Below are 22786 nucleotides of genomic sequence, written 5' to 3' on the forward strand. Positions count from 1 at the left end.
ACCGTATTCAGGACCATGCTGACCCCATTTGTGCCGCTCCCCGCGAAGACGGAAGACCCGTCAATACGCGGAAAGCCGCTTGAGCACTATACGCCACACCACATGCATCAAAATGTAAACAAATCCCACTTTTTAAGTTGACTGACCGTATGATCAGCGGGGTCTTTCCTCCTACAGCGCGCTACAACTGATCAAAAACAGGCGGCAGAATGAAACACCAAGGGTTCTTAGAGTACCGGCATTTCCGCTATCTCAAAGTAGCCTGGGTGGGTAGTGCACTCGCCAGCCTGTTCTATGTCTGGCACCGGCTGTATCTCTTTCGCAATCCCGGTAAATTGGGTTATGGCGGCACCTGGCCTGGCTATTTTTTCGGTGTCAGCGCCGCCCTCTTGATGATTTGGCTGGCCTGGCTGGGCATACGCAAGCGACGCTACGACAGCAGCACCAGTACACAAGGGTGGTTGTCGGCACATGTCTATTTGGGCTGCGCCGTTGTGGTTTTGGCCAGCCTGCATTGTGGCTTTGAATTGGGCCTGAACACCCATTCACTGGCCTATGCGCTGATGTGGGTCGTGGTCGGCAGCGGCATCTATGGCGTCATCGTTTTCAACCGGGTACCCACTCGCCTGACCGAGGCCATGGGCGATGGCACGCTGTCTTCGCTGATGCTGCAGTTGCAAGACATCGATGCCCAGGCCCAGCGCCTGGCGCTGACCCTGCCCGACCAGTACAACACGCTGATACTGGAAGCCGCCAACCACACCCGCCTGCAAGGCACGGCCCTGCAGAATCTGCTGGGCACCACGGGCCGCAATTGCCCGACGACCCACGCCGTGGCCGTCATCGAACGCCTGAACACCCATTTGGACACGGCGTCGTCCCGCGCAGGGCGAGAAATCTACGCCCATATGGTGCGGCGCAAGGGCCTAGTCGACAAGATACGGCAGGCCTACCGCCTCAGCGCCAAGCTGCGGCTATGGCTGCTGCTGCATGTGCCCATGGCCTTGGCGCTGCTGGTGGCCATGGTGGCCCACATCGTCTCGGTCTATATCTACTGGTAGCACAGAATGATTCGCTGCACCATTGTTGAGACGACAGAGCAAGACGGCGAAACCGCGTCGCGCATTGCCCGCGCCACGGTATCCGAGACGCTGACCATGGGCCGTGCCGCGGCCTGCAAGATCTACCTTCCCGACCCGCGCGTGCGCCTGGAACACGCCAACATCCACCGTGCTGAAGACGGCTATGTCTACTTGACTGGTTTGGGTGGTCCGGTGGAGGTCGACGGTGAAGAGCAGGACCTGATACGCATGGCAGTCGGTCAAGTCATCAGCATAGGACCGTTTGAATTTGCAGTCGCTGCCGTAGAACATGGCCCCGATATCGAGCAGGTGCAATTGACGCTGAATTTCATGCACCGGCCAGCCGAGCAGGTGCGTGCCGATGCGCCGCGCTCCCAAGGGACTTTCCGCACTTCTTTCATTGGTATGCGCAGCCTGTCCTGGGCCGCAACCTTGCTGTGCCTGGTATTTCTCCTGATACTCCCAGTGTGGCAGGCCTACCAGCCGCCAGACTTCATCTCCGAAGACCAGGGCACCAACCTGGATGTGCTGTGGAACCCGGGAGAAATCTCTGTGGCCCACAAGACGATTGGCAATCAGTGCAAGAACTGCCACACCAAGCCATTTCAGCGTGTGCGCGACTATGCCTGTGTCTCCTGCCACCAAAACTCTGGGCCCCATATCCCCGGTCATGCGGGTCTGCAAGCGCAGACCTTCTCCGGCCAGCGCTGCGCCACCTGCCACCGTGAACACCAGGGCGAGGACGGCATGAAAAAGGTCGATGCCGTGAGTTGTGAGATCTGCCACAGCCAGGTCAAAAAATACGCGCCCGGTACCAAGCTGGTCAATGTCGGTGATTTTGGTCGGGAGCACCCCGATTTCCGCCTGAGCATGCCCGTTGGCGAACCACCCGCCGTGCCGCAGCGGTTTGAACGCAGCCCCACGCTGAAGGAAGCCACAGGGCTCAAATTTCCGCATGACGTGCATTTGCCGATAACAGGTATCCGCAGCCCCAATGGCCCGGCCGGCGCCGGCGGCCGCGTAGTGCTGGACTGCAAGAGCTGCCACCAGTTGGACAGCGCCAAGGTGCGCTACCAGCCCGTGCGCATGGAGCAAGCCTGCATCAGTTGCCACCGGCTGGGCATAGACATCCAAAACCCCGACCGACAGGTGCCGCATGCACAACCGGCGGTAGTGGTCCAAGCCTTGCGCGACAGTTTCTCTGCACTGACCCTGGACAAAAATCCATCACAGGTCGTGACCGTCAACTCCCTGCTACAAGGCCCCCAGGTCCTACCCCCACCGCCCATCATGAAGCGATCCGCCCAATGGGTGGACGACATGACACGGTCCGCGGCGCAATACATGTTTGAAGACCCCAAGGGCACCTGTCTGACCTGCCACACGATTGAGCGCGGCATAGCCAAGGATGGAGCACCCAACTGGACCGTGCAGCCGGTACTGGCCAACGACCATTGGTTCCCGCAATCCAAGTTCTCCCATGCGCAGCACGCCAACGCCGCTTGCAGCAGTTGCCACATGGCCAAGGAGTCCAAGGCCAGTTCCGACATCCTGATACCCGGCATCGCCGCCTGCCGCAATTGCCATATTGGCACTGTCATGCGCGACCTCAACCTCACCCGGCCCGACAAGGTCGTCAGCCAATGCAATAGCTGCCATGACTTCCACAGCCCGGTCCAACACGCCAGCTTTGCCAAGGAGAAGGCGCGCACGGCCAGCTCCCCTGTGCGCAGCGCCTCCGCTCCATGACGGCTTGTACCAAGTCCAACTGGGGCCAACGCGCCAGGTTGCTGGCGATAGCCGTTGCATTGCCTTTGTGGGCCTGCGGCGGTGGAAGCGGCGGTGGATCCAATGTGTCCAATCCCACTGCGGCGCCCGACTGCAGCAGCAACTGCGCGGTCGACAAGCTCAGTGTGACCGAAGTTGAAACCTTGGTGGCCCAGGCCGTGGTCGCTGCCCAGGCCCAGGGTGCCCGCGCCACCATCGCCGTAACCGACCGTGTTGGCAATGTGCTGGCGGTCTACAGCATGACCGGTGCGGCCTCTACCTTCCGCATAGACGGCGGCCGTGGTGTGCGCGGCGGCCTGGAACAGGTGGACGTGCTGCCCAGCAGCCTGGCGGCCATCAGCAAGGCTTTGACGGGTGCCTACCTGTCCAGCGCAGGCAATGCGTTTTCCACTCGCACCGCCAGCCAGATCGTGCAGGAGAACTTCAATCCACAAGAAGCCAGCCAGCCGTCAGGCCCGTTGTTTGGCGTGCAGTTCTCCCAACTCTCCTGCTCCGACCTGATGCGCCGAGAGGCCGATGCCAGCCTGGGCCCCAAGCGCTCGCCCTTGGGCCTGTCGGCCGACCCGGGTGGCCTGCCGGTCTACAAGAGCGGTCGCTTGGTTGGTGGCGTTGGCGTGATTGCAGACGGCATCTACGGGCTGGACCTGGACATCCGCAATGTGGATGCCGACCTGGACGAGCAAATCGCCGTTGCCGCCGTGCGCGGCTTCGGGGCCCCCACCGACATCACCGCCAACCGCATCACCGCCGACGGGCGCAGCCTGCGCTATGTGGATGCCGCGGCTGGCAGCAATGCAGCAGTACCAGCACTGTCCAGCTTGCCCGGCAGCCTGGTCAGCGTATCGGGCTATTTCAGCCCGCCTACCCGCACGGGCGTGGCCTTTGGCAGTGCCGAATCCGGCATCCGCAAAGACAGCGCCAACTTCGCAGCCCAAGGGGGCTATGTGGTCGTGGATGCGGCCAACAACAACCTCTACCCGCCCCGCAGCAGCGCAGATGGCCTGCTCAGTGCCGCGGAAGCCCAGCAATTGCTGGCGTCTGCACTGGACATTGCCAACCGCAGCCGCGCCCAAATCCGCAGGCCATCCGGCTCCTATGCCCAGGTCACGATATCCGTGGTCGGTGCCGGCGGTGAGGTGCTGGGCATTGTGCGCACGCCAGACGCACCGGTATTCGGGCTGGACGTGTCGCTGCAAAAGGCACGCAGCGCCGCCTTCTTCTCCAACCCTGGCAGTGGCGCAGCATTGCTGGCCCTGCCCGATGCCAACTACCTGAACCCGGTGGCCACCTCCTCCATTGCGGCCTATGTGGGCGCCACGCGCAGCTTTTTGAATCGACCTACGGCGCTGTCGGATGGCTTGGCCTTTAGCGCACGCTCCATCGGCAATCTGGCGCGGCCCATGTTCCCCGACGGCGTGGCCAGCACAGACAACGGTCCATTATCCAAGCCCTACGCGGCCTGGAGCCCGTTCAGCGTGGGCTTGCAGCTGGACCTGTCCATCAATGCCGTCACGGCCGCGGCCCTGGGCAGCCCGGCAGTGGGCTGCACGGGCCTGCCCAATCTGAAGAACGGGCTGCAAATATTCCCCGGTGGTTTTCCGCTATACCGCACCAATGGCAACACCGTGCAACTGGTGGGCGCCGTTGGCATCTCGGGCGATGGCGTAGACCAGGACGACATGATCGCCTTCCTGGGCATCGCCAATGCGTCGCGCGTCTTGGGCACCGGCCTGGGCCACCCACCCGCGTCGATGCGGGCCGACAGCATGGCTCTGCCCGGCGGGCGCCTGCGTTATGTGCAGTGTCCGCAAGCGCCGTTCAACAACAGTGACGAGCAGAACGTATGCGCTGGCCTGTAAAAAAACTACGCCAGCCCGGTGCACGCCGCACGGTCCTGGCGCTGGCCGTCTTGGCGTTGGCCCACGCACAGGCGAATTCGCAAGCGGCTCCTGCCCCAGCCAATGCAGAGCCCGCCATTGAATTGAAGCGCCCCCAATCCGAGCCACTGACCTTCACGCTACCCGAAATTGATCCGCGCCAGGTGCCACCGCCCGAGCGATTTGACCCACGCGTCAGTCTGCCGGTACCCGACCGCTGGCGGCTGGTCGAACAATTGGGCGTGCACGACCGGCGCTGGGACCCTTACAACCAAAACACCATCAAGGGCGATCGCCCGTTCGAGCCCCTGAGTGCTTGGGGACCTGACTGGTTTTTGAACCTGGGGGCCGTGTCTGACACGCTGCTGGAGACCCGCAATGTCACCACACCGGTGGGTGCGCAATCCTCCGCACGCCCGCAGGCCAACGATCTGTTTGGGCGTGGCCGGCAGACCGTGTTGGCGCAGACGCTGATCGTCAGTGCCTCGGTCGTCAAAGGCAATACCACCTTCAAGCCGCCGGACTACGAATTCAAGTTCACAGGCGCCTTCAATGCCACCGATGCGCGACTGGAAGAAGTGCGCGGCCTCACGGTAGACCCCCGCATTGGCACCGTGCGCAAGGACCGCCACTTTGGCCTGCAGGAGGCCTTCGCCGACGTGCACCTGCGCAATGTTTCGGACAACTACGACTTCGACTCGCTGCGTGTCGGCATACAGCCCTTTACCGCCGACTTTCGCGGCTTCCTGTTCAATGACCAGGCCCTGGGTGTTCGCCTGTTTGGCAACCGCAACAACAACCGCCAGCAGTACAACCTGGCGTGGCTGAGGCGGTTTGAAAAAGACACGAACTCCGGGCTCAACGACGTATCGCAGCGTATGCGCCGCGACGATACCTTCGTCGCCAATCTTTACCAGCAAGACTGGCCGGTGCTGGGCCACACCACACAATTCACGGTGGTGCACAACCGCAACCGCGAAGGGGGCGACGCCGACTACTACGACCGCAATGGCTTCCAGGTGCGCCCGGCCATCGTCGGTGATGTGCGCGGCCACGATTACGACGTAACCTACCTGGGCGCCAATGGCGATGGGCACTTTGGCCGCTGGAACCTCACGACCTCGTTCTACGCCGCGCTGGGCAATGCCAGCTACGACCCCATTGCCCAACAGTCCCAGCGCATCGAGGCCGGCTTTGCCGCCGCCGAACTGTCGCGCGACTTCGATTGGCTGCGCCTGCGCGCCACCTGCATATTGGCCAGTGGCGACAAAGATCCCTTTGATGGCCGCTCCACCGGCTTCGACGCGATTTTTGAAAACCCGCAGATAGCCGGTGCGGACACCAGCTACTGGATTCGCCAGGCCATACCTCTGATCGGCGGCGGCGGCGTGGCGCTGTCCGGGCGCAATGGCGTGCTGCCCAGCTTACGCTCCAGCAAAGACCAGGGCCAATCCAACTTCGTCAACCCCGGCCTGCAGTTGCTGGGCGTGGGTGCAGATATGGACCTGACGCCGCAGCTACGGTTGCTGGTCAACGTGTCCAATATTTCCTTCGCCGACACGGCGGTGTTGCAATACCTGCGCAACCAAGGCCCTATAGACCGGCAGCTGGGCACCGACTTTTCCGTGGGTGTGCAATACCGCCCCTTCAGCTCGCAGAATGTGGTGCTGAACGCATCGCTGGCCACGCTGGAGCCCGGCCGAGGCTACAAGCAATTGTTCGACAGTGGTGAGCGGCCCTACTCGGTGCTGGTCAACCTGTTGCTGACGTTCTAAGAAGACCCAGAGCCCACGATGACCTCGCGTTCCAAGTCCACCCTCTGGTTTTACGGCTCCGTATTGGTCACCGTGGCAGCATCGCTGTGGGCGGTGCAAGGCGCGTATTCTTCGGCCAGCCCCACTCCCAGTGACGGCGCAGCCAGCGTTGCCGCGCCCGACGCGCCGGCCCGCCAGACCGTGGCCCAGGCGCAAAGCAAATCGACAGGCTGCGAGTCCTGCCATACCGGCCTGGGCGAGGCCCGCGATTCGGCCGCCAAAGACCACCGCAGCATGCATGCCAACCCCGGCGTGGTGTTGGGCTGCACCGACTGCCATGGTGGCAACGCCTCCATCCTGCGACCGATCAACACCAAAACCCAGGATGCGGCCTACCAAGGCGCACTCAAAGCAGCCCATGTGCTGCCCCGCTTCCCCATCCAGTGGAACTACCCCTCTTCTGCCAACCCGCCGGGCAGCTTCACCCAGCTCAACCGCGAGTCGCCGGCCTTCATCCGCTTCATCAACCCCGGCGACATGCGCGTGGCACGCCAAGCCTGCGGTGCCTGCCACCTGGCTACGGTCCAGGCCAGCGAACGCAGCCTGATGTCCACCAGCGCCATGCTATGGGGCGGGGCCTCGTACAACAACGGTATCCTGCCGTTCAAGCGTTACCGCCTGGGCGAGTCCTACACGGCCCAGAGCGAGCCGGCGACCATCAAGAACCCGGTGGCGGTCAATCCGCACATGGCCGACATGGGCATACTGGACATGCTGCTGCCCCTGCCCGCCTGGGAGACCGTACCGCCGGCCGATGTGTTCCGCGTGTTCGAACGGGGTGGCCGTGTCATTGGCACGCAGTTCCCGGAAATAGGCCTACCCAATCTGGGTGGCGGCCTGCAGAAGCTGGACGAGCCCGGCCGACCCGACATCAAGCAGTCGAACCGCGGGCCGGGCACCGGTAGCCGTATCGCCGTGCCGCTGATCAACATCACCAAGACCCGGCTCAATGACCCGCACCTGTGGTTCCTTGGCACCAATGAGCAGCCCGGCGATTACCGCTCATCCGGCTGCACAGCCTGCCACACACCCTATGCCAATGATCGCGACCCCAAGCATTCCGGTCCCTATGCACGCTTTGGTCACCAGGGTCAATCTACAACGGCGGATGCCACCATTCCCAAGGACCAATCGGGCCACCCGATCTCGCACCAGTTCACGCGGGCCGTGCCCTCGTCGCAGTGCATGACCTGCCACATGCACCAACCCAATGTGTTTGTGAACTCGTTCTACGGCACGACAATGTGGGACTACGAGACCGACGCCCCCAGCATGTGGCCCAAGGAGCAAAAGTACCCCACGCCCGAAGAGGCCCGCAAGATACTGGCCCGCAACCCGGAAGAGGCGGCCACTCGCGGCAACTGGGGCGACCCCGAGTTCTCTAAAAAGGTGTCCGAGCTCAACCCGCAGTTGACCGACACCCAGTTTGCCGACTACCACGGCCACGGCTGGAACTTCCGCCAGGTGTTCAAACGCGACCGCAAGGGCACGCTGCTGGACGCCAACAACCAGCCGGTGCAGGACACCGACCCGCAGAAGTTCAAAAAGGCCGTGCACCTGACCTCCATCCACCTGGACGTAGGTATGCACTGTGTGGACTGCCACTTCTCGCAAGACGCCCATGGCAATGGCCACATCTATGGCGAAGTGGCTGCCGCCATTGAAGTGGATTGCAAGGACTGCCATGGCAGCGCCACGGCCTACCCCAAGCTGTTCACCACCGGCCCTGCCGCCAAACCTGGTGGCATGGACATGGCGCTCTTGCGCACCCAAGACGGGCGCAAACGCTTTGAGTGGCGCGGCGGCAAACTCTTCCAGCGCTCGGCGGTCGATCCCAAGCTGGAATGGGAAATGTCCCTGGTCAAGGACACGGTCACGCCCGGCCACCCCCGCTACAACGAGAAAGCGGCCCGCGCCAAGTTGATGCATGCGGGTGAGTCCGGCCAGAACGGCCAATGGGGCGCCACGGCCAACGGCCAGGGCTATGCCCACGGTGACGACAGCATGACCTGCTACAGCTGCCATCTATCGTGGACCACCAGTTGCTCGGGCTGTCACCTGCCGATACAGGCCAATGCCAAGACCGAGCGCCTGCACTACGAGGGCGGTGAGACCCGCAACTACGCCACCTACAACCCCCAGGTGGTGCGAGAAGATGTGTTCCAGTTGGGCCGACATGGGCCGGTCAAGGGCTCCAAGATATCGCCCATACGTTCCAGCTCGGCACTGGTGCTGTCGTCCACCAACACCAATCGCGAAAAAATCTATATACAGCAGGCGCCGGTGGCCGCCAGCGGCTTCTCGTCGCAGGCCTTTGCGCCCCACTACCCGCACACCGAGCGCAAGACCGAGACCAAAACCTGCTCCGACTGCCACATCAGCCAGACCAATGACAATAACGCCATCATGGCGCAACTGCTGCTGCAGGGCACCAACTTTGTGAACTTTGTGGGCTACAACGCCTGGGTGGGCGAGGCCGAACACGTGGAGGCCGTGCAGGTCACCGAGTGGGATGAACCGCAGGCCGTCATCGGCAGCTACCTGCACCGCTATGTCTACCCGGACTGGTTCAAGCAGCACCAGCGTGCAGAAGGCAAGTTGCAAGAAGCGCACGACCACGGCACAGCCGGTGCAGCCGAGTGCATCAGCCTGCGGGGCGAATACCTCTATGTGGCCGAAGGAGCCGGTGGCATGCGGGTCTACGACGTAGCCTCGATTGCCAACAAGGGGGTGTCGCAGCGCATCATCACCTCGCCGTTTTCAAGCCTGGGGCAGCAAACCCATATCGCTTCCAGCAACGCCACCTGTGTGGCCCTGCCTACCAACCAACCCATTGCGCCGCTGCGCAACCAGGGGGAGTTGATGTCAGTGACCAACCAGGAGCAGGCCTTTGACGCCATCTACCACTACGCCTTTATCAGCGATGCCAAAGAAGGGTTGATCGTTGTCGACGTGGACACGCTGGCCGACGGTGAATTCCGCAACAACTTCTTGCAGCGCGCCCTCACCTGGAACGGTGGCCCCGGCAACCCGGGTGTGCTCAATGGCGCGCGGCATGTGGTCGTGGCCGGGCACTACCTGTACATCACGGCCGACCAGGGCCTGGTGGTTGTCAACGTCGACAAGCCCTTGCAACCCACGGTGGCCGCCGTGCTGCCGCTGAAGGATGCCCGCGCCAGTGCCGTGCAGTTCCGCTACCTGTGGGTCACCACGGCCACAGGCTTGGAACTGGTGGATATCACCCACCCCGCCAAGCCGCTCCTGGTGGCCCAGGCCCAGGTACCGTTGCGGGATGCGCGCAAGGTCTACCTGGCCCGTACTTATGCCTATGTGGCTGCCGGTGCCGAAGGCCTGGCCATCGTCGACATCGAAAAGCCGGAAAGCCCGCGCCTGGTGCAGCGCTTCAACAACACCGACGCCCAGGGTCAGCCCGGCATGGGTGGCAAGTTGGGCGACACGCAGGACGTGATCGTGGGCTCCACCAACGCTTCACTGTTTGCCTATGTGGCCGACGGTGTGAACGGCCTCAAGGTGGTGCAGCTGACCGCACCCGATACGCAACCCAAGTTCTACGGTTTCTCCCCCGCGCCGGTGCCGCAGGTTGTGGCTTGGCGGCCCACCGTATCGCGGGCACTGTCCCTGTCCAAAGGCCTGGACCGCGACCGTGCCGTGGATGAGACCGGTGGCCAGATTGCGGTGTTCGGGCGTATAGGCTCGCGCCCCTTTACGCTGCCCGAAATGCAGAAGCTCTATCTGCGCAAAGACGGAACCGTCTGGACGGTGGTTGACACACCCACAAGGTCCGGCAACCAGCCGCAATCCAGCACACAGGCAGCGGCATCCCAAGGAGCAACACGATGAAAGGCCTGACCTACTCCCTGGCAAGGCGGCTTGCCGCGCTCACAGCCCTGTGCATGGCGGTGTCCGTCCACGGCGCAGCACCCACAGGCGCCACGCTGCCCGACCAATCTCCCGACACCACGCTGGGCGTGGTCAACTGCTCCAGCTCGCTGTGCCATGGCTCCGTCACCACCTGGCAAAGCTCGCCGGTGGCCCAGAACGAATACGTGGTCTGGTCCCGGCTGGACAAGCATGCCCGCGCCTACAACGTGCTGCTGAGCGATCGCTCGCGCAGCATTGCCAGCAAGCTGGGGCTGGCCAAGCCCGCCCATGAGTCCAAGGAATGCCTGGACTGCCATGCCCACAACCCCGCGCCCACGCGCACCGATGCCCGCCACAAGATCACCGACGGCGTGGGCTGCGAGGGCTGCCACGGCCCCTCCAGCCAATGGATAGCCTCGCACACCGCGCCCGATGCCAACCACGCAGCCAATGTGCAGCACGGCCTCTACCCTACAGCCGACCCGCAGGCACGGGCCAGTCTGTGCATGTCATGCCACTTCGGCAACGCCAACAAGTACGTCAACCACCGCACGATGGCCGCCGGCCATCCGCGTCTGAGCTTTGAGCTGGAGACCTTTACCAACCTGCAACCGGCCCACTTCAAGGTTGACGCGGACTACACCAAGCGCAAGGGCGCGGGCGCCACCAACAGCGCCAAGATCTGGGCACTGGGCCAGGCCATTGCGGTCAGCACGCAGATGGACATCCTGGTGGACCCCCAGCGCGGGCGTGACGGCGTGTTCCCCGAACCCACGTTGTTCGACTGCCATGCCTGCCACCACCCCATGGCCGACCAACGCTGGAAGCCCCGTACCGCTTTTGGCACCAGCATCGCGCCCGGCCTGATACGCCTCAACGACGCCAATGCGCTGATGCTGCGCCTGATACTGCGCCAGCTTGATGCCGAGCAATACGGCCGCTTCACACAGGCCGCGCAGGACCTGAACAAGGCCCTGGCCGGCAACGGCAAGCTGGCGGACAAGGCCGATGCATTGCGCCTGCAGGCCCAAGCCGCGGCCCAGAAGATTGGCACCTCCAACTTTGACGGCAACACCTTGCGTTCGATGGCACTCATCCTGATAGACGACGGTCTGGGCGGCCTCTACCCCGACTATTCCGGCGCAGAGCAAGCCACCATGGCCCTGGGCAGCCTCAGCAGCGCCATGCAGCAAACAGGCATCATCAAGAACCCGGCAGCCTACAACAAGGGCCTGGCCCAGTTGCGCGCCGTGCTGCTGAAGGACGAAGCCTACAAACCCGCAGAATTTGCCGCCAAGCTACGCGAGTTCCGCCCCCTGGTTGCAGCGCGTTAGGAAGAACCACCATGAACGCAGATTTCAAAGTCGCCATCATCGGTTCCGGCCCGGCCGGCTTGTCCGCCGCAGGTCAATGCGCTGACTTGGGAGTCAGGCACATCCTGCTGGAGAGCCAACCCCACTTGGCCGACACCATCTACAAGTACCAAAAGGGCAAACATGTGATGGCCGAGCCGGCCATCCTGGGCTTGCGCAGCCCCATCAGTTTCTCGGCTGGCAAACGTGAACGCATTCTGGACCTGTGGAACCAGGAGGTCGCCGCTTTGGCCGTGCAGGTGCAGCACAACGCCCAGGTGGTAAGCATCACCGGGGCCAAGGGCCGTTTCGTGATTGAGTTGGCCAGTTCTGAAATTGTGACGGCTGAGCATGTGGTGCTGGCCATCGGCCTACAAGGCAATCTGCGCACCCTGGGCGTGCCGGGTGAGAACCTGCCCGGCATCCAGTACCAGTTGGACAATCCCGAGGAATACCAGAACGAAACCATCATCGTCGTGGGTGCGGGTGATGCCGCAATCGAGAATGCACTGGCCTTGGCCAAGGCTTCCAACCGCGTGATCCTGCTGAACCGCAACGAAGAGTTCACGCGCTGCAAGGACGGCAACCTGTCTGACATCCAGGCTGCGGCACGCAGCAACCTGGTGAGCTGTCGCTTCAGCACCCAGGTGGACCGCATTGAGGAGATACCGGCCGGCGACGTGCAGGAAGACTTGAACCGCACGATGATGGTCTCGCACGTGGATTTGTCCAAGCGCAGTACCGGCAGAGGGCGCAAGCCCGGTCTGTCCGTGGTGCTCAACACCCCCACCGGGGAAGAGCGTGTGGAGTGCCACCGCGTCATCGCCCGCCTGGGCGCCATCCCGCCCCGCAAGCTGGTAGAGAGCTTTGGCGTGCAGTTCACCAGCCGCGACGCCACGGCACTGCCCGCCTTGTCCACCACCTACGAGTCCAGCGTGCCGGGCTTGTATGTGATCGGCGCCCTAGGCGGCTACCCCTTGATCAAGCAGGCCATGAACCAGGGCTATGAGGTCGTCGAAACCATCATGGGCCGCGCCGTGGAATCGGCCGATGAGCCACTGTTGCGCCAGAAGTTTGCCGACATCCTGAAACAACTGCCCGATCTGGGCGGCGTCAGCGGCGTGCTGGAGCTGGTGGGCAGCAGCGTGCCCCTGTTCGAAGGCCTGACAGCCCTGCAACTGCGCGAGGTGATGCTGGACAGTGACTTGCGCATGCTGCGCTCGGGCACCGAAATTTTCAAACGCAACGACTACAGCAACTCCTTCTTCTCCATCGTCTCCGGCACCGTCAAGATCCAGGGCGAGGCCCCGGCCAACGACATCATGCTGGAGAACGGCCAGTTCTTCGGCGAAATGGGCCTGATCTCGGGTCGGCGCCGCTCGGCCACGGCTGTGGCCGGCCTGGACTGCCTGCTGGTGGAGACGCCACGGCGCGCCATGCTCAAGCTGCTGGCCACCGTGGACTCGGTACGCCGCAACCTGGACCTGGTCGCGCTGCGCCGCGCTGTGCGCAAGTATGTGGCCGCCGACATCACTGAGGCCGACCTGAACACCATGGTCGAAGGCTCGGTCATCAAGCAGTTCAAGACGGGCGAGGCCTTGTTCAACGAAGGCGACCAGGCCGACGGCCTGTACCTGATACGCCGCGGCTCGGTCATGGTCTCGCACCTGCTGGGTGGGCGCGAGGTTGTCATCTCCTACGTATCGGCCGGCAACTATGTCGGTGAAATGGCGCTGATGATGGATGCACCCCGCTCGGCCACCGTGCGGGCTGCCGTGCCCACCGAGGCGATTGTGCTGGACGCCCAGTTGGTGATGGACATCATGGCGCGCAACACCGGCATGCGCAACCAGTTGGGCAAGCAGTACAACCTGCGTGTGCAGGCCAACCAGGCCGTGGCAGACGACACGCAGTCGGGCAACCTGATCTCTTTCCTGCTCAAGCAGGGCGTCGGCGAAGCCACCGATGTGCTGCTGATCGACGAGTCGCTGTGCGTGCGCTGCGACCACTGTGAGAAGGCCTGCGCCAGCACGCACGAAGGTGTGTCGCGCCTGGACCGCGAAGCCGGCCCCACCTTTGCCAACCTGCACGTGCCCACATCCTGTCGCCACTGCGAGCACCCGCACTGCATGAAGGACTGCCCGCCCGATGCCATCCACCGCTCGCCCAATGGCGAGGTCTTCATCAGCGATGCCTGCATTGGCTGCGGCAACTGCGAGAAGAACTGTCCGTATGACGTGATCCAGATGGCACCGTTGTCCACCAAGAAGAGCGGCAGCGGTCTGCTGTCGTGGATGTTCTTTGGTCTAGGCCAGGAGCCCGGCACGCGAGAGGCAACCGACCCCAAGGACAAGAGCGGCCAGAAGAAGGCCGTGAAATGCGATATGTGCAAGGACATCAAGGCCGGCCCCGCCTGCGTGCGTGCGTGCCCCACCGGTGCAGCGCTGCGGGTGAGTCCGGAGAATTTCTTGCGGTACGCGGGGACCAAGCGGTAGATTTCCATTCAGGGAGCAATTTCGTCAATACGCCCGCAGCAGGCCTGCTGCTTGGACCTTTGCCTGCGATGCGCAAACCAAGTCACGCCGTATCAATCGGGTAGTGGGTTTTGCGTAGGTAAAAGGAGGAGCCCGCGCAGCGGGCGGGGGACACGGAGCAAAACCCGCTACCCGATTGATACCAACGCCACCATGGCGCTCCCAGTCTCTGATGCTCGGCACCTTGATGCCAATCAGCGATACTGGTGCGTCAATGACTGACACGCCGCCTACACAAACCCCGCCTCCCGTACACGCCAGCTACTTCGCCTCACTGCGCGACAGCTTCTTCCGCATCCTGCCCATGGCTTGGCCAGTCTTGATCGGCCAGCTCGCCGTGCTGGGCTTCAGCACCGTGGACACCATCCTCGTGGCGCGCTTTGCCGCCAGCGATCTGGCGGCACTGTCCATTGGCATGGCGGCCTACATCACGATCTTCATCGGCTTCATGGGCATGGTGCTGGCCATCAGCCCGATGGCAGGGCAGTTATTTGGCGCTGGCAAACTGGAGGCCGCGGGCCAGCAGGTGCACCAGGCCATCTGGCTGGCGCTGGGTCTTGCCGTGGTGGGCAGCGCACTGCTGCTGATGCCCGGGCCGTTCCTGGCGCTGTCCAAGACCGGGCCCGAAGTGTCGGACAAGGTGCGCGGCTACCTGGGCATGCTGGCCTTCTCGCTGCCGGCCTCGTTGCTATTCACGGTGTACCGGGGCTTCAACACCGCGGTGTCGCGGCCCAAGGCGGTGATGGCGATACAGATCACCGGCCTGGCGCTAAAAGTGCCGCTCAGCGCGCTGTTCATCTACGGTTGGACCCTGCCGCTACCGGGCCTGGAGACGCCCTGGCGGGTGGCGCCCATGGGTGTGGTGGGCTGTGGCCTGGCTACCGCCCTGGTCATGTGGGCACAGACCCTGATCGCCTGGTGGGTGGTGCGCCATGACACCTTCTATGCCAAGTTTGGACTGCATGCGCCGGGCTTCAACCGGCCCCAGCGCAGCGCGATCCTGGCGCAGCTGCGCCTGGGCCTGCCCATGGGGGCGGCCATCATGATCGAGGTCACCGGCTTCAGCTCCATGGCGTTCATGATCTCGCGCCAGAGCGGCGATGCAGTGACCGGCCACCAGTTGGCGGCCAATCTGGTTTCCTTGATGTTCATGCTGCCGCTGGCGCTGGCCAATGGCACGGCTACGCTGGTGGCGCAGCGCGTGGGCGCCAATGACCCTGCCGAGGCGCGCCGCATAGGCTGGCATGGCGTGGAGATTGGCGTGGGCATTGCAGCCGTGTTGGGCGCGCTGGTGTTTGTGGCGCGCGAACCCATCCTGCACGCTTACACCGACAACCCCACCATCATTGCCGCGGCCATGCCGCTCCTGGTGTGGGTGTGGTGGTTCCACGTGGCGGATGCGGCCCAGACCATGGCCAATTTTGTGCTGCGCTCGCACCGCATCACGCTGATGCCGCTGGTCTTCTACGCCACATCACTGTGGGGCATAGGCTTGCTGGGCGGCTACCTCGTCACCACCAGCGACTGGGCACCGCCGGCTCTGCAAGGCGCTCAGGGCTACTGGGCGATGTCGACCGCCGGGCTGGTGGCGGCAGGGGCATCGCTGTGCGGTTTTCTGGCCTGGGTGCACCGGCAGGAGGCGCCGACTACAGGCTGACGCTGTCAAAGATAAAGATGCTTCAATATACCTAAACAGGGTATTTTTGAGGCTTCAGGGGACAAATCAGTGTTAAAAACACCTCTAGCCCTCGTCAAACTTACGTACTTAGCTACTGTTTTTATAGCGTACTCATTCAACAAGGTATCGCAATACTGAAGGTGATGCCCCGCCCATGCAAGCCACCGCTGGTGCTGATGTGCGCCCGGATCTGCTTGGCAGCCGACGCGACGATGGCCAGGCCCAGCCCCGAGCCCGAGATGTCCCGCTGGCTGCCGCGGTGGAAGCGCTCGAAGAGCTTGCCCTGCTCACGGGACGGAATGCCGGGACCGTCATCCGCCACCTCCACCTGCAGCGTGTTGTGGTCGGCCATGCGGGCGCGGACTTCGACGATGCCACCGTCCTGGCCGTAGCGCACGGCATTGCCGATCAGGTTGTCCAACACCGATTCGATCGCCTGGCCGGGCAGGGTCAACGGGATGTGCTCCGCACCGGTGTACGACAGCTCCATGCCGCGCTGGCTGGCCGCCAGTGCGTGCGCGGCCAGGCAGTCGCGGATGATGTCGGCCACGTCAATGGCGCTGGATTCCACCTCCAAGTTGGCATCCAGCCGCGCCAGGGCCAGCAGCTGGTTGACCAGGCGGGACGCGCGGGACAGCCCGCGACGCAGGCGCTCGGCCGCCACCTCGCGCGCGGCCGGCTCCTCGGCCTGTATCAGCGTGTCGACCTGGGCCGTGATCACCGCGATCGGTGTGCGCAGTTCGTGTGCGGCATCGGCCAGGAAACTGCGCTCGCGCTCCAGCAGCGCGCCCAGGCGTGCCAGCGTGGCGTTGAATTCGTCGACCAGCGGGGCGATCTCCAGGTATTGCGACGGCGACTGGATGGGCCGCAGATCACCCGGACGGCGCTGGTGCAGTTCGCGCGCCAGCACGTTCAGGGGGCGCAGCCCGGACTGCACCACCAGCAGGGCCGGCAGCAGGCACAGCATGGCAAACACCAGAATATTGGCGCTCTCGCCGCTCAGCATGATGGTGTGGAAAAAGGAGCTCCGGCTTTGGATGGATTGGGTGATCTCGATGAAATAGCGCTGGTCCGCCGACCACAGGCCATAGACCCGCAGGTCATTGCCTTGAAAACGCTGGTCGCTGAAACCCACGACACCGAACATCTGGCGGCCGTTGGTGTCGGCGCCCCTGCGGGCCTGCACCAACCTGCCCTTGGCATCCCATACATAGAAGAGGTTGAAGTCGTACGGCACTTCGGACGCAATATTGTCCGCATCGACATAGGTATCCAGGCCTGCTAGGGCCACCGACATCAGCTGGGGATCCGGCCATTGGTTGACTACCTTGGCGATCGTCTCGCCCATCAACACCAGCGCCCGCTCATAAACGCCCGTCTCGCTTCTGCGTGTGATGTAGAGACCCTGCAAGTACACGGCCCCCCACACCAGCGGGAGTGCGGCCAACAGCACAAAAGCGATGCGCCGGCGGATAGAGGGCTTGAAGAAACCGAAGTTCATAGCCCGATACGGTACCCCACTCCCCGCACGGTCAGTATGCAGTCCGCGCCCATCTTCTTGCGCAGGTTGTGGATGTGCACCTCCAGCGCATTGAACTCCATGGGCTCACCCAAGGGCGCCAGCGCCCGCACCAGCCGGTGCTTGGACACGACCTGCCCTGCATGGCGCGCCAGTTCGGCCACCACGTCGAACTCCATGCGGGACAGCTCCACCGGTTTGCCATGCTGGCACACCTCGCGCACATTCAGGTCAATCTGCAAGGAGCCCACCGACCACAGCGAGCTGGTGTGCCCGCCCGCGCGCCGCGTCACCGCGCGGATGCGCGAGGCCAGTTCTTCGGGCTCCACCGGATTGATCACATAGTCATCGGCACCCGCATCCAGCCCCGAGACCCGGGCCTGCAGGGCGTCGCGCGCCGTCAGCACGATGACGGGGAAGCGCGCACCGCGGCGGCGCCATTCCTTGAGCACGTCCAACCCCTCGCCATCGGGCAGGCCCAGGTCCAGCACCGCGCAGGCAAACAGCGTGTCCACGCCGTCGGCCATCTCCAATGCGGCGCGGGCCGTACGCACCCATTCATTGGTGAAGCCGCGCGCCACCAAGGCATGGAGCAGGGCCGTGCCCAGTTCCAGATCATCTTCCACCAACAACAAATGCATAGAAGACGCTTTATGCCATGGCCCGTGCCACTCCCTGCGCGGCCACGGCGTCTGCCGCACCCACCGATTGGGTGAACGCCATGCACAGCTGGTAACCCAAGCCGCTGACCGACTTGATGCGCACGCCCACGACGCCAGCCCCTTGCAGCCGCTTGCGCAAGCGGGACACCGCCACATCCAGCGCCCGCGAGCCATCACACAGGCCTGTTCCCTCACCGCCCCGTGTGGCCAGCGCCAGCTTGCCACGTGACGCCAGGCCGGGGTAGTTCAGCGCCAGGCATTGCAGCACTGCAAAACCTGCACGGCCGAGGTAGACCTTATGGCCGGCCACCCAACAGCTGCAGGACTCCGCCGCCAATACCAGCTCGCCCAAGGTCAACACCCTTTCAGCATCGCCCGGGGGCGCTTGCCGTGCAGTCTGCCAGGCCTTGCTGACCAGCACCGGCCATGCACTGGCGGGCAGGGTCTCTGGCCATACTTCATCAAACCCGGCGTGCAGGGCGGCGATGTACTGCGCATCCCCCAGGCCCGGGCCGACCAGCACCACGCGGCGCACACCGCTGGCGCGCAGCGCGGCCAGTAGCGGCTCATGGGGTATGCCCGCTACAGCTGGGGCCTGTACCAACACCAGGCTCAGCACACTGCGCCCCGCATGGCGCAGCAGCGCTACCACGTCGCTGAAGCGTTTGCAGGCTATGCCTTGCCGGCGGCAGGCCGCCGGCAGTGGCGCGCCACTGGTGTCGGCCGCATCCAACAGAGCCACTCCGGGCTGCTGGCGGCTGGGCTGGGGCAAGGCCGTGCGGGGTTTGAGCTGGTAGCCTGCCCGGCCACCGTCGGGCAGGTAGGGCAGACTTGGGCTGGCGGGTGTGTGAGACTGCAGCATCGCGACGTCCTTCAAGACCTCGCCTGCCCGCCATGGGCCGCCGCTTGTGGCGGAGCCGCCGCAGCAATCACCAGCAGCGCCAGCATCAGGCAGACGCTGTATTCGCACCCACCCGAGCCATGCTCGCCGACAAACCAGCCCCGATGGCGGTGGATCAGCACGATGCCACCCAAGGCAATGGAAAACAGGCCGATGGTGCAGTAGCGGACGTAATAGCCCGCGATCATCAGCGCCCCTGCCACCAACTCCACTGCGGTGATCAACCACACCACGGCCAGGCTTTCAGGAAAGCCGAGGTTGGCCATGTAGTCCGCGAAGCGCGGGATGGTGCCATTGGCGATGCGTGTAGCCGCATGTGCCATGAACAGCAACGCCGTGCCGACCCGCAGCGCGACCAGGGCCGCGGGCAATGGTAGGAATGGATAAGGACGGTTCACAAAAGGATCTTTCCTGTTGATTTGCACGGTACAGCGGGCTCGCACAGGGTGCCGACGAAGGCGTCAGAGGAGGTACCGCTGCCGATGCAGTGTAGGGCGTGCAAGCTTAGAAATTGCTTAGCACGGCGTCCCCGCATTCGTATCGTTTGGGCAACGGTTCCAGCGCGCTTAAGTAAACGCTAAGCATCGCAAACCTAGAGTGCCCGCACGGCTATAGACCTTGGCTACCACGATGTGCGTGCCAGGGTCGTGCCGACACCAAACCAATGACAGGGAGGAATGAGACTCCCGAAACTTTTATTGGAGAACTGATCTGATGTTTAAACACAGCAAGCTATGCACAGGCCTCGTGCTAGCGTTTGGAAGCCTGGCCATTGCACCGACCATCGCCACGGCGCAGGAGGTCAAAACCCTGCAGCGCGTGGAAGTCACCGGCTCCAGCATCCGCCGCGCGGACACCGAAACCTCGTCCCCGGTTCAGGTGGTCTCCAAGGAAGACATTCTGCAATCGGGCAAGGGCACGGTTGCGGAGTACCTGCAAACACTGACCGCCGATTCCCAAGGCTCGGTCCCCTTCACCTATGGACGCGGTTTCTCTGGCGGCACTTCCGCCGGCATCTCCCTGCGCGGCCTGGGCGCCAACGCAACCCTGGTGCTGATCAATGGACGCCGGGTCACCTCCGCCGTGCTGGCGGACGATGCGCAGCGCAGCTACACCGACCTGAACCAGATCCCGCTGGAAGCCGTGGAACGCGTGGAGGTGCTGAAGGATGGCGCGTCGTCCACCTACGGATCGGACGCGGTGGCTGGTGTCGTCAACATCATCCTGAAGAAGGACTACGTCGGCACGGTCATCAAGGCCAGCTACGGTATCTCTGAAAAAAATGATGGCAAAGAGCCGCGTGTTGCGCTCACGCATGGCTTTGGCGACATGACCGCCGATGGCTACAACGTGTTGCTGAACATCGAGGCCGGTAAAAAGAACCCCATCTACTACCGCGACCGCCAGGGCGTGGGCTCGGTCGGTGTGTCTGCCATTGGCCAGCCGCGCTGGGGGTTTGATCCCAACTCCACAGCCAGCCAGAACATCGGGCGACTGGGAGGCAATGGCTGGATTCCCGTGCAACCCGACGGAACCTTGGTCAACAACGCGGTCAATGCATCGGTGATCGGCAACGTCCGCAACCCCAACACACTGGATTACTACAGCCGCTCCAACCCCAATGGCGTGGGCTTTACCCGAACCTTTGCGGGTGCCCAGGCCTATTGCAATGCCAACGCCAATCTGCCGCAAAACGCGCCCGGAGCGGCTTGCATTGTGGACCAGCGCCAATTGGTCAACCAGATCCAGCCCGAGGTCAACACCTCCAGCTTCTTCGGGCGCTTTGCAAAGCAAATCAGTGGCGACCTGGAGGCTTTCGCCGAAGTCGCGTACTACAAGACCAGTTCGCACGTTGACGGGCTCGCACCCGGCCCCGGTGGCGCCTACTTCACGCCTGCGGGCGTGGCGGTGTCGCAAGCGGCTGCAACGGTTTTGGGTGCCAACCATCCCGACAACCCCTACTTCGGCACGGCCGCGCGCTTGTCTTACCTGCCTCTCTTTGACACGGGCATTGCGGGGACCGACTCGGAAGCCACCACCACGCGTTTTGTCGCGGGCTTGAAGGGTGTGGTCGCGTCCTGGGATTTTGATACCGCGTTCTCCTACTCGGAAGCCAAACAGACCGATACGTCCTTGAAGGTCATCGACTGGCGCGTAAAGAACGCGCTGCTGAATCCCACCGCTGCAAACGTCGCCGTTGCAACCGCCTGGAGCTCCAAGTACGCCGCATTGCCCGCCGGCACGTTCTGGCGCATCGGCGAAAACGCGGGCCTGAATTCAGCTGCCATGTACGACGCGCTGCTGGCGAACAAGTCGCGCGAAGGCTACTCGCGCAGCACCGCCGTTGACATGAAAATTTCGTGCGAAGTGGGGCAACTACCGGGTGGTCCCATTGGCATCGCTTTCGGTGGAGAGTTGCGCCGGGAAGAGAACAACCTCCCGCTGTACAACGGCATGGGTGACTATATCGGCCTGTCTCTCACGGCCTACGGTGGCAAACGCGATATCTCTGCCGTGTACACCGAGCTGTTGCTGCCGGTCACGAAAGAACTGGAGTTGAACGGTGCGCTGCGCTATGACCGCTATTCAGACGCTGGCAACGCGACGACGCCCAAGGTCGGCGCCAAGTGGAAACCCGCCAGCAACTTCGCGGTTCGCGGCACCTATTCCGAAGGCTTCCGCGCACCCTCTTCCACAGAGAACAGCTCCAGCGCGCTGGCAGCCTTTGGCGGTGCCACGGTCAATGACAACGCCCGTTGCGCCGGGCTGGCCGGTTTGCCGCAGGCGACCATTGATGCCAACTGCAAAGGCGTGGCACCCATCTTCGTGCAAACGGGCAACCCCGAACTGCAACCCGAGAAGTCCAAGAGCAGCACGCTGGGCATTGTGTGGGACGTTGCCCCCAGTACCAGCCTGACGGCGGACCTGTGGAGAATTCGTCGCACGGGATTGCCTGTCATCGAAGACCCACAAGCCGCGGTGGACGCTGGCCGTGTGGTACGGGACCCAGCCACCAAGCTGACCCCCAACGATCCGGGGCTCATCCTGAGCGGCTCCGTGGTGTTCAAGAACTCGGATGAAAGCCTGACCGACGGCCTGGATATCGAGTTGAAGAGCCGCTGGGACCTGGGTGCCGGCAATGGCAAGTTGACCACCGGTTTGACCTGGACACGTTTGCTGACCCAGCGTGTGGTGACATCCGCCGGTGTGGTGCACGATTACGCAGGCACCCATGGTGACTGCAATGTCTCGAACTGCATGGGTTCACCCAGGGACCGTGTCAGTGTGGCACTGACCTGGGACATGGGCCAATGGCGTCTGGGTGCCAACATCAACTACCGCGGCTCCATCGTCAACAAGCTGGAACAGTCGGACACCGAGTGCGCGCAGACCACCGCCAACGGTGCGGACTTCCCATCCGGTTGCAAGATTGACTCGTTCACAACCGTCGATCTGTCGGGTGCCTACAAGTTTGGCAAGAACACCGAGATATCCGGTTCCATTGCAAACCTGTTCAACACGGCGCCCCCGACCGACTTCCAGACGTATGGTGCGATCGGCTACAACCCGCTGGACTACTCGGGTGCCATTGGCCGCTACTTCCGCATCAACCTGCGACACCAGTTCTAAGCGCTCCGGCTGGTGCTCATAAGAAAAACATGACACCAGCCCTCGTGAAATCTGCGTGAGGTGCTAT

13 protein-coding genes are annotated in these 22786 nt (G+C 63.3%); 9 read left to right on the forward strand and 4 right to left on the reverse strand.

Annotated elements, in window-relative coordinates; all coding sequences use genetic code 11:
• Window positions 1-209 precede the first annotated feature (209 nt).
• The 8 genes from AC07OO_RS04790 to AC07OO_RS04825 all read left to right on the forward strand — a co-directional run bounded on the left by AC07OO_RS04790 (window position 210) and on the right by AC07OO_RS04825 (window position 15986).
• A complete protein-coding gene (locus AC07OO_RS04790) occupies window positions 210-1061 on the forward strand; it encodes a hypothetical protein (protein WP_495080904.1) in 852 nt (283 codons plus the stop codon).
• A 6-nt stretch (window positions 1062-1067) separates the two neighbouring features.
• Window positions 1068-2831 (forward strand): FHA domain-containing protein, encoded by a 1764-nt coding sequence (locus AC07OO_RS04795; RefSeq protein WP_495080905.1) that lies wholly within the window; start codon window positions 1068-1070, stop codon window positions 2829-2831.
• Window positions 2828-4729, forward strand: a complete 1902-nt coding sequence (locus AC07OO_RS04800; protein ID WP_495080906.1) for a heme-binding protein — start codon at window positions 2828-2830, stop codon at window positions 4727-4729. The genes AC07OO_RS04795 and AC07OO_RS04800 overlap by 4 nt, the downstream gene beginning before the upstream one ends.
• Window positions 4714-6522 carry a hypothetical protein gene (locus AC07OO_RS04805; protein WP_495080907.1) on the forward strand — a complete coding sequence of 603 codons (1809 nt, stop codon included), beginning with the start codon at window positions 4714-4716 and terminating at the stop codon, window positions 6520-6522. The genes AC07OO_RS04800 and AC07OO_RS04805 overlap by 16 nt, the downstream gene beginning before the upstream one ends.
• Before the next feature lie 18 nt (window positions 6523-6540).
• Window positions 6541-10422: a hypothetical protein gene (locus tag AC07OO_RS04810; RefSeq protein WP_495080908.1), complete on the forward strand. Its 3882-nt coding sequence runs from the start codon at window positions 6541-6543 to the stop codon at window positions 10420-10422.
• Window positions 10419-11777 carry a multiheme c-type cytochrome gene (locus tag AC07OO_RS04815; RefSeq protein ID WP_495080909.1) on the forward strand — a complete coding sequence of 453 codons (1359 nt, stop codon included), beginning with the start codon at window positions 10419-10421 and terminating at the stop codon, window positions 11775-11777. The genes AC07OO_RS04810 and AC07OO_RS04815 overlap by 4 nt, the downstream gene beginning before the upstream one ends.
• Window positions 11778-11788: 11 nt before the next feature.
• Complete coding sequence (locus AC07OO_RS04820; RefSeq protein WP_495080910.1) at window positions 11789-14290, forward strand: cyclic nucleotide-binding domain-containing protein; 2502 nt, start codon at window positions 11789-11791, stop codon at window positions 14288-14290.
• 253 nt (window positions 14291-14543) lie between these two features.
• Window positions 14544-15986, forward strand: a complete 1443-nt coding sequence (locus tag AC07OO_RS04825) for an MATE family efflux transporter (RefSeq protein ID WP_495080911.1) — start codon at window positions 14544-14546, stop codon at window positions 15984-15986.
• Window positions 15987-16122: 136 nt separating this feature from the next.
• Here the strand turns inward: AC07OO_RS04825 and AC07OO_RS04830 are convergent, their stop codons facing one another.
• From AC07OO_RS04830 to AC07OO_RS04845, 4 genes are read right to left on the reverse strand one after another with little or no spacing between them, the layout of a single operon-like run.
• Window positions 16123-17508 carry an ATP-binding protein gene (locus AC07OO_RS04830; RefSeq protein WP_495080912.1) on the reverse strand — a complete coding sequence of 462 codons (1386 nt, stop codon included), beginning with the start codon at window positions 17506-17508 and terminating at the stop codon, window positions 16123-16125.
• The gene (locus tag AC07OO_RS04835; protein WP_495080913.1) at window positions 17505-18167 is read right to left on the reverse strand and encodes a winged helix-turn-helix domain-containing protein; all 663 of its coding nucleotides are present in this window, start codon (window positions 18165-18167) and stop codon (window positions 17505-17507) included. Before AC07OO_RS04835 ends, AC07OO_RS04830 begins: the two co-directional genes overlap by 4 nt.
• Before the next feature lie 10 nt (window positions 18168-18177).
• Entirely contained in the window at window positions 18178-19050 is an 873-nt protein-coding gene (locus AC07OO_RS04840) for a winged helix-turn-helix domain-containing protein (protein WP_495080914.1), read from the reverse strand.
• Window positions 19051-19061: 11 nt separating this feature from the next.
• A complete protein-coding gene (locus AC07OO_RS04845) occupies window positions 19062-19487 on the reverse strand; it encodes a DoxX family protein (RefSeq protein WP_495080915.1) in 426 nt (141 codons plus the stop codon).
• A gap of 316 nt (window positions 19488-19803) precedes the next feature.
• Between AC07OO_RS04845 and AC07OO_RS04850 the strand changes: the two genes are divergently transcribed.
• Entirely contained in the window at window positions 19804-22719 is a 2916-nt protein-coding gene (locus tag AC07OO_RS04850; protein ID WP_495080916.1) for a TonB-dependent receptor, read from the forward strand.
• The last annotated feature ends 67 nt before the right edge of the window (window positions 22720-22786 follow it).

Source organism: Rhodoferax sp. GW821-FHT07G04, from assembly GCF_059418585.1.

Excerpts from the sequence above, each read along its gene's own strand:
- AC07OO_RS04790 (WP_495080904.1), top strand. The coding sequence starts at position 210 with ATGAAACACCAAGGGTTCTTAGAGTACCGGCATTTCCGCTATCTCAAA.
- AC07OO_RS04795 (WP_495080905.1), top strand. The coding sequence starts at position 1,068 with ATGATTCGCTGCACCATTGTTGAGACGACAGAGCAAGACGGCGAAACC.
- AC07OO_RS04800 (WP_495080906.1), top strand. The coding sequence starts at position 2,828 with ATGACGGCTTGTACCAAGTCCAACTGGGGCCAACGCGCCAGGTTGCTG.
- AC07OO_RS04805 (WP_495080907.1), top strand. The coding sequence starts at position 4,714 with ATGCGCTGGCCTGTAAAAAAACTACGCCAGCCCGGTGCACGCCGCACG.
- AC07OO_RS04810 (WP_495080908.1), top strand. The coding sequence starts at position 6,541 with ATGACCTCGCGTTCCAAGTCCACCCTCTGGTTTTACGGCTCCGTATTG.
- AC07OO_RS04815 (WP_495080909.1), top strand. The coding sequence starts at position 10,419 with ATGAAAGGCCTGACCTACTCCCTGGCAAGGCGGCTTGCCGCGCTCACA.
- AC07OO_RS04820 (WP_495080910.1), top strand. The coding sequence starts at position 11,789 with ATGAACGCAGATTTCAAAGTCGCCATCATCGGTTCCGGCCCGGCCGGC.
- AC07OO_RS04825 (WP_495080911.1), top strand. The coding sequence starts at position 14,544 with ATGACTGACACGCCGCCTACACAAACCCCGCCTCCCGTACACGCCAGC.
- AC07OO_RS04830 (WP_495080912.1), bottom strand. The coding sequence starts at position 17,508 with ATGAACTTCGGTTTCTTCAAGCCCTCTATCCGCCGGCGCATCGCTTTT.
- AC07OO_RS04835 (WP_495080913.1), bottom strand. The coding sequence starts at position 18,167 with ATGCATTTGTTGTTGGTGGAAGATGATCTGGAACTGGGCACGGCCCTG.
- AC07OO_RS04840 (WP_495080914.1), bottom strand. The coding sequence starts at position 19,050 with ATGCTGCAGTCTCACACACCCGCCAGCCCAAGTCTGCCCTACCTGCCC.
- AC07OO_RS04850 (WP_495080916.1), top strand. The coding sequence starts at position 19,804 with ATGTTTAAACACAGCAAGCTATGCACAGGCCTCGTGCTAGCGTTTGGA.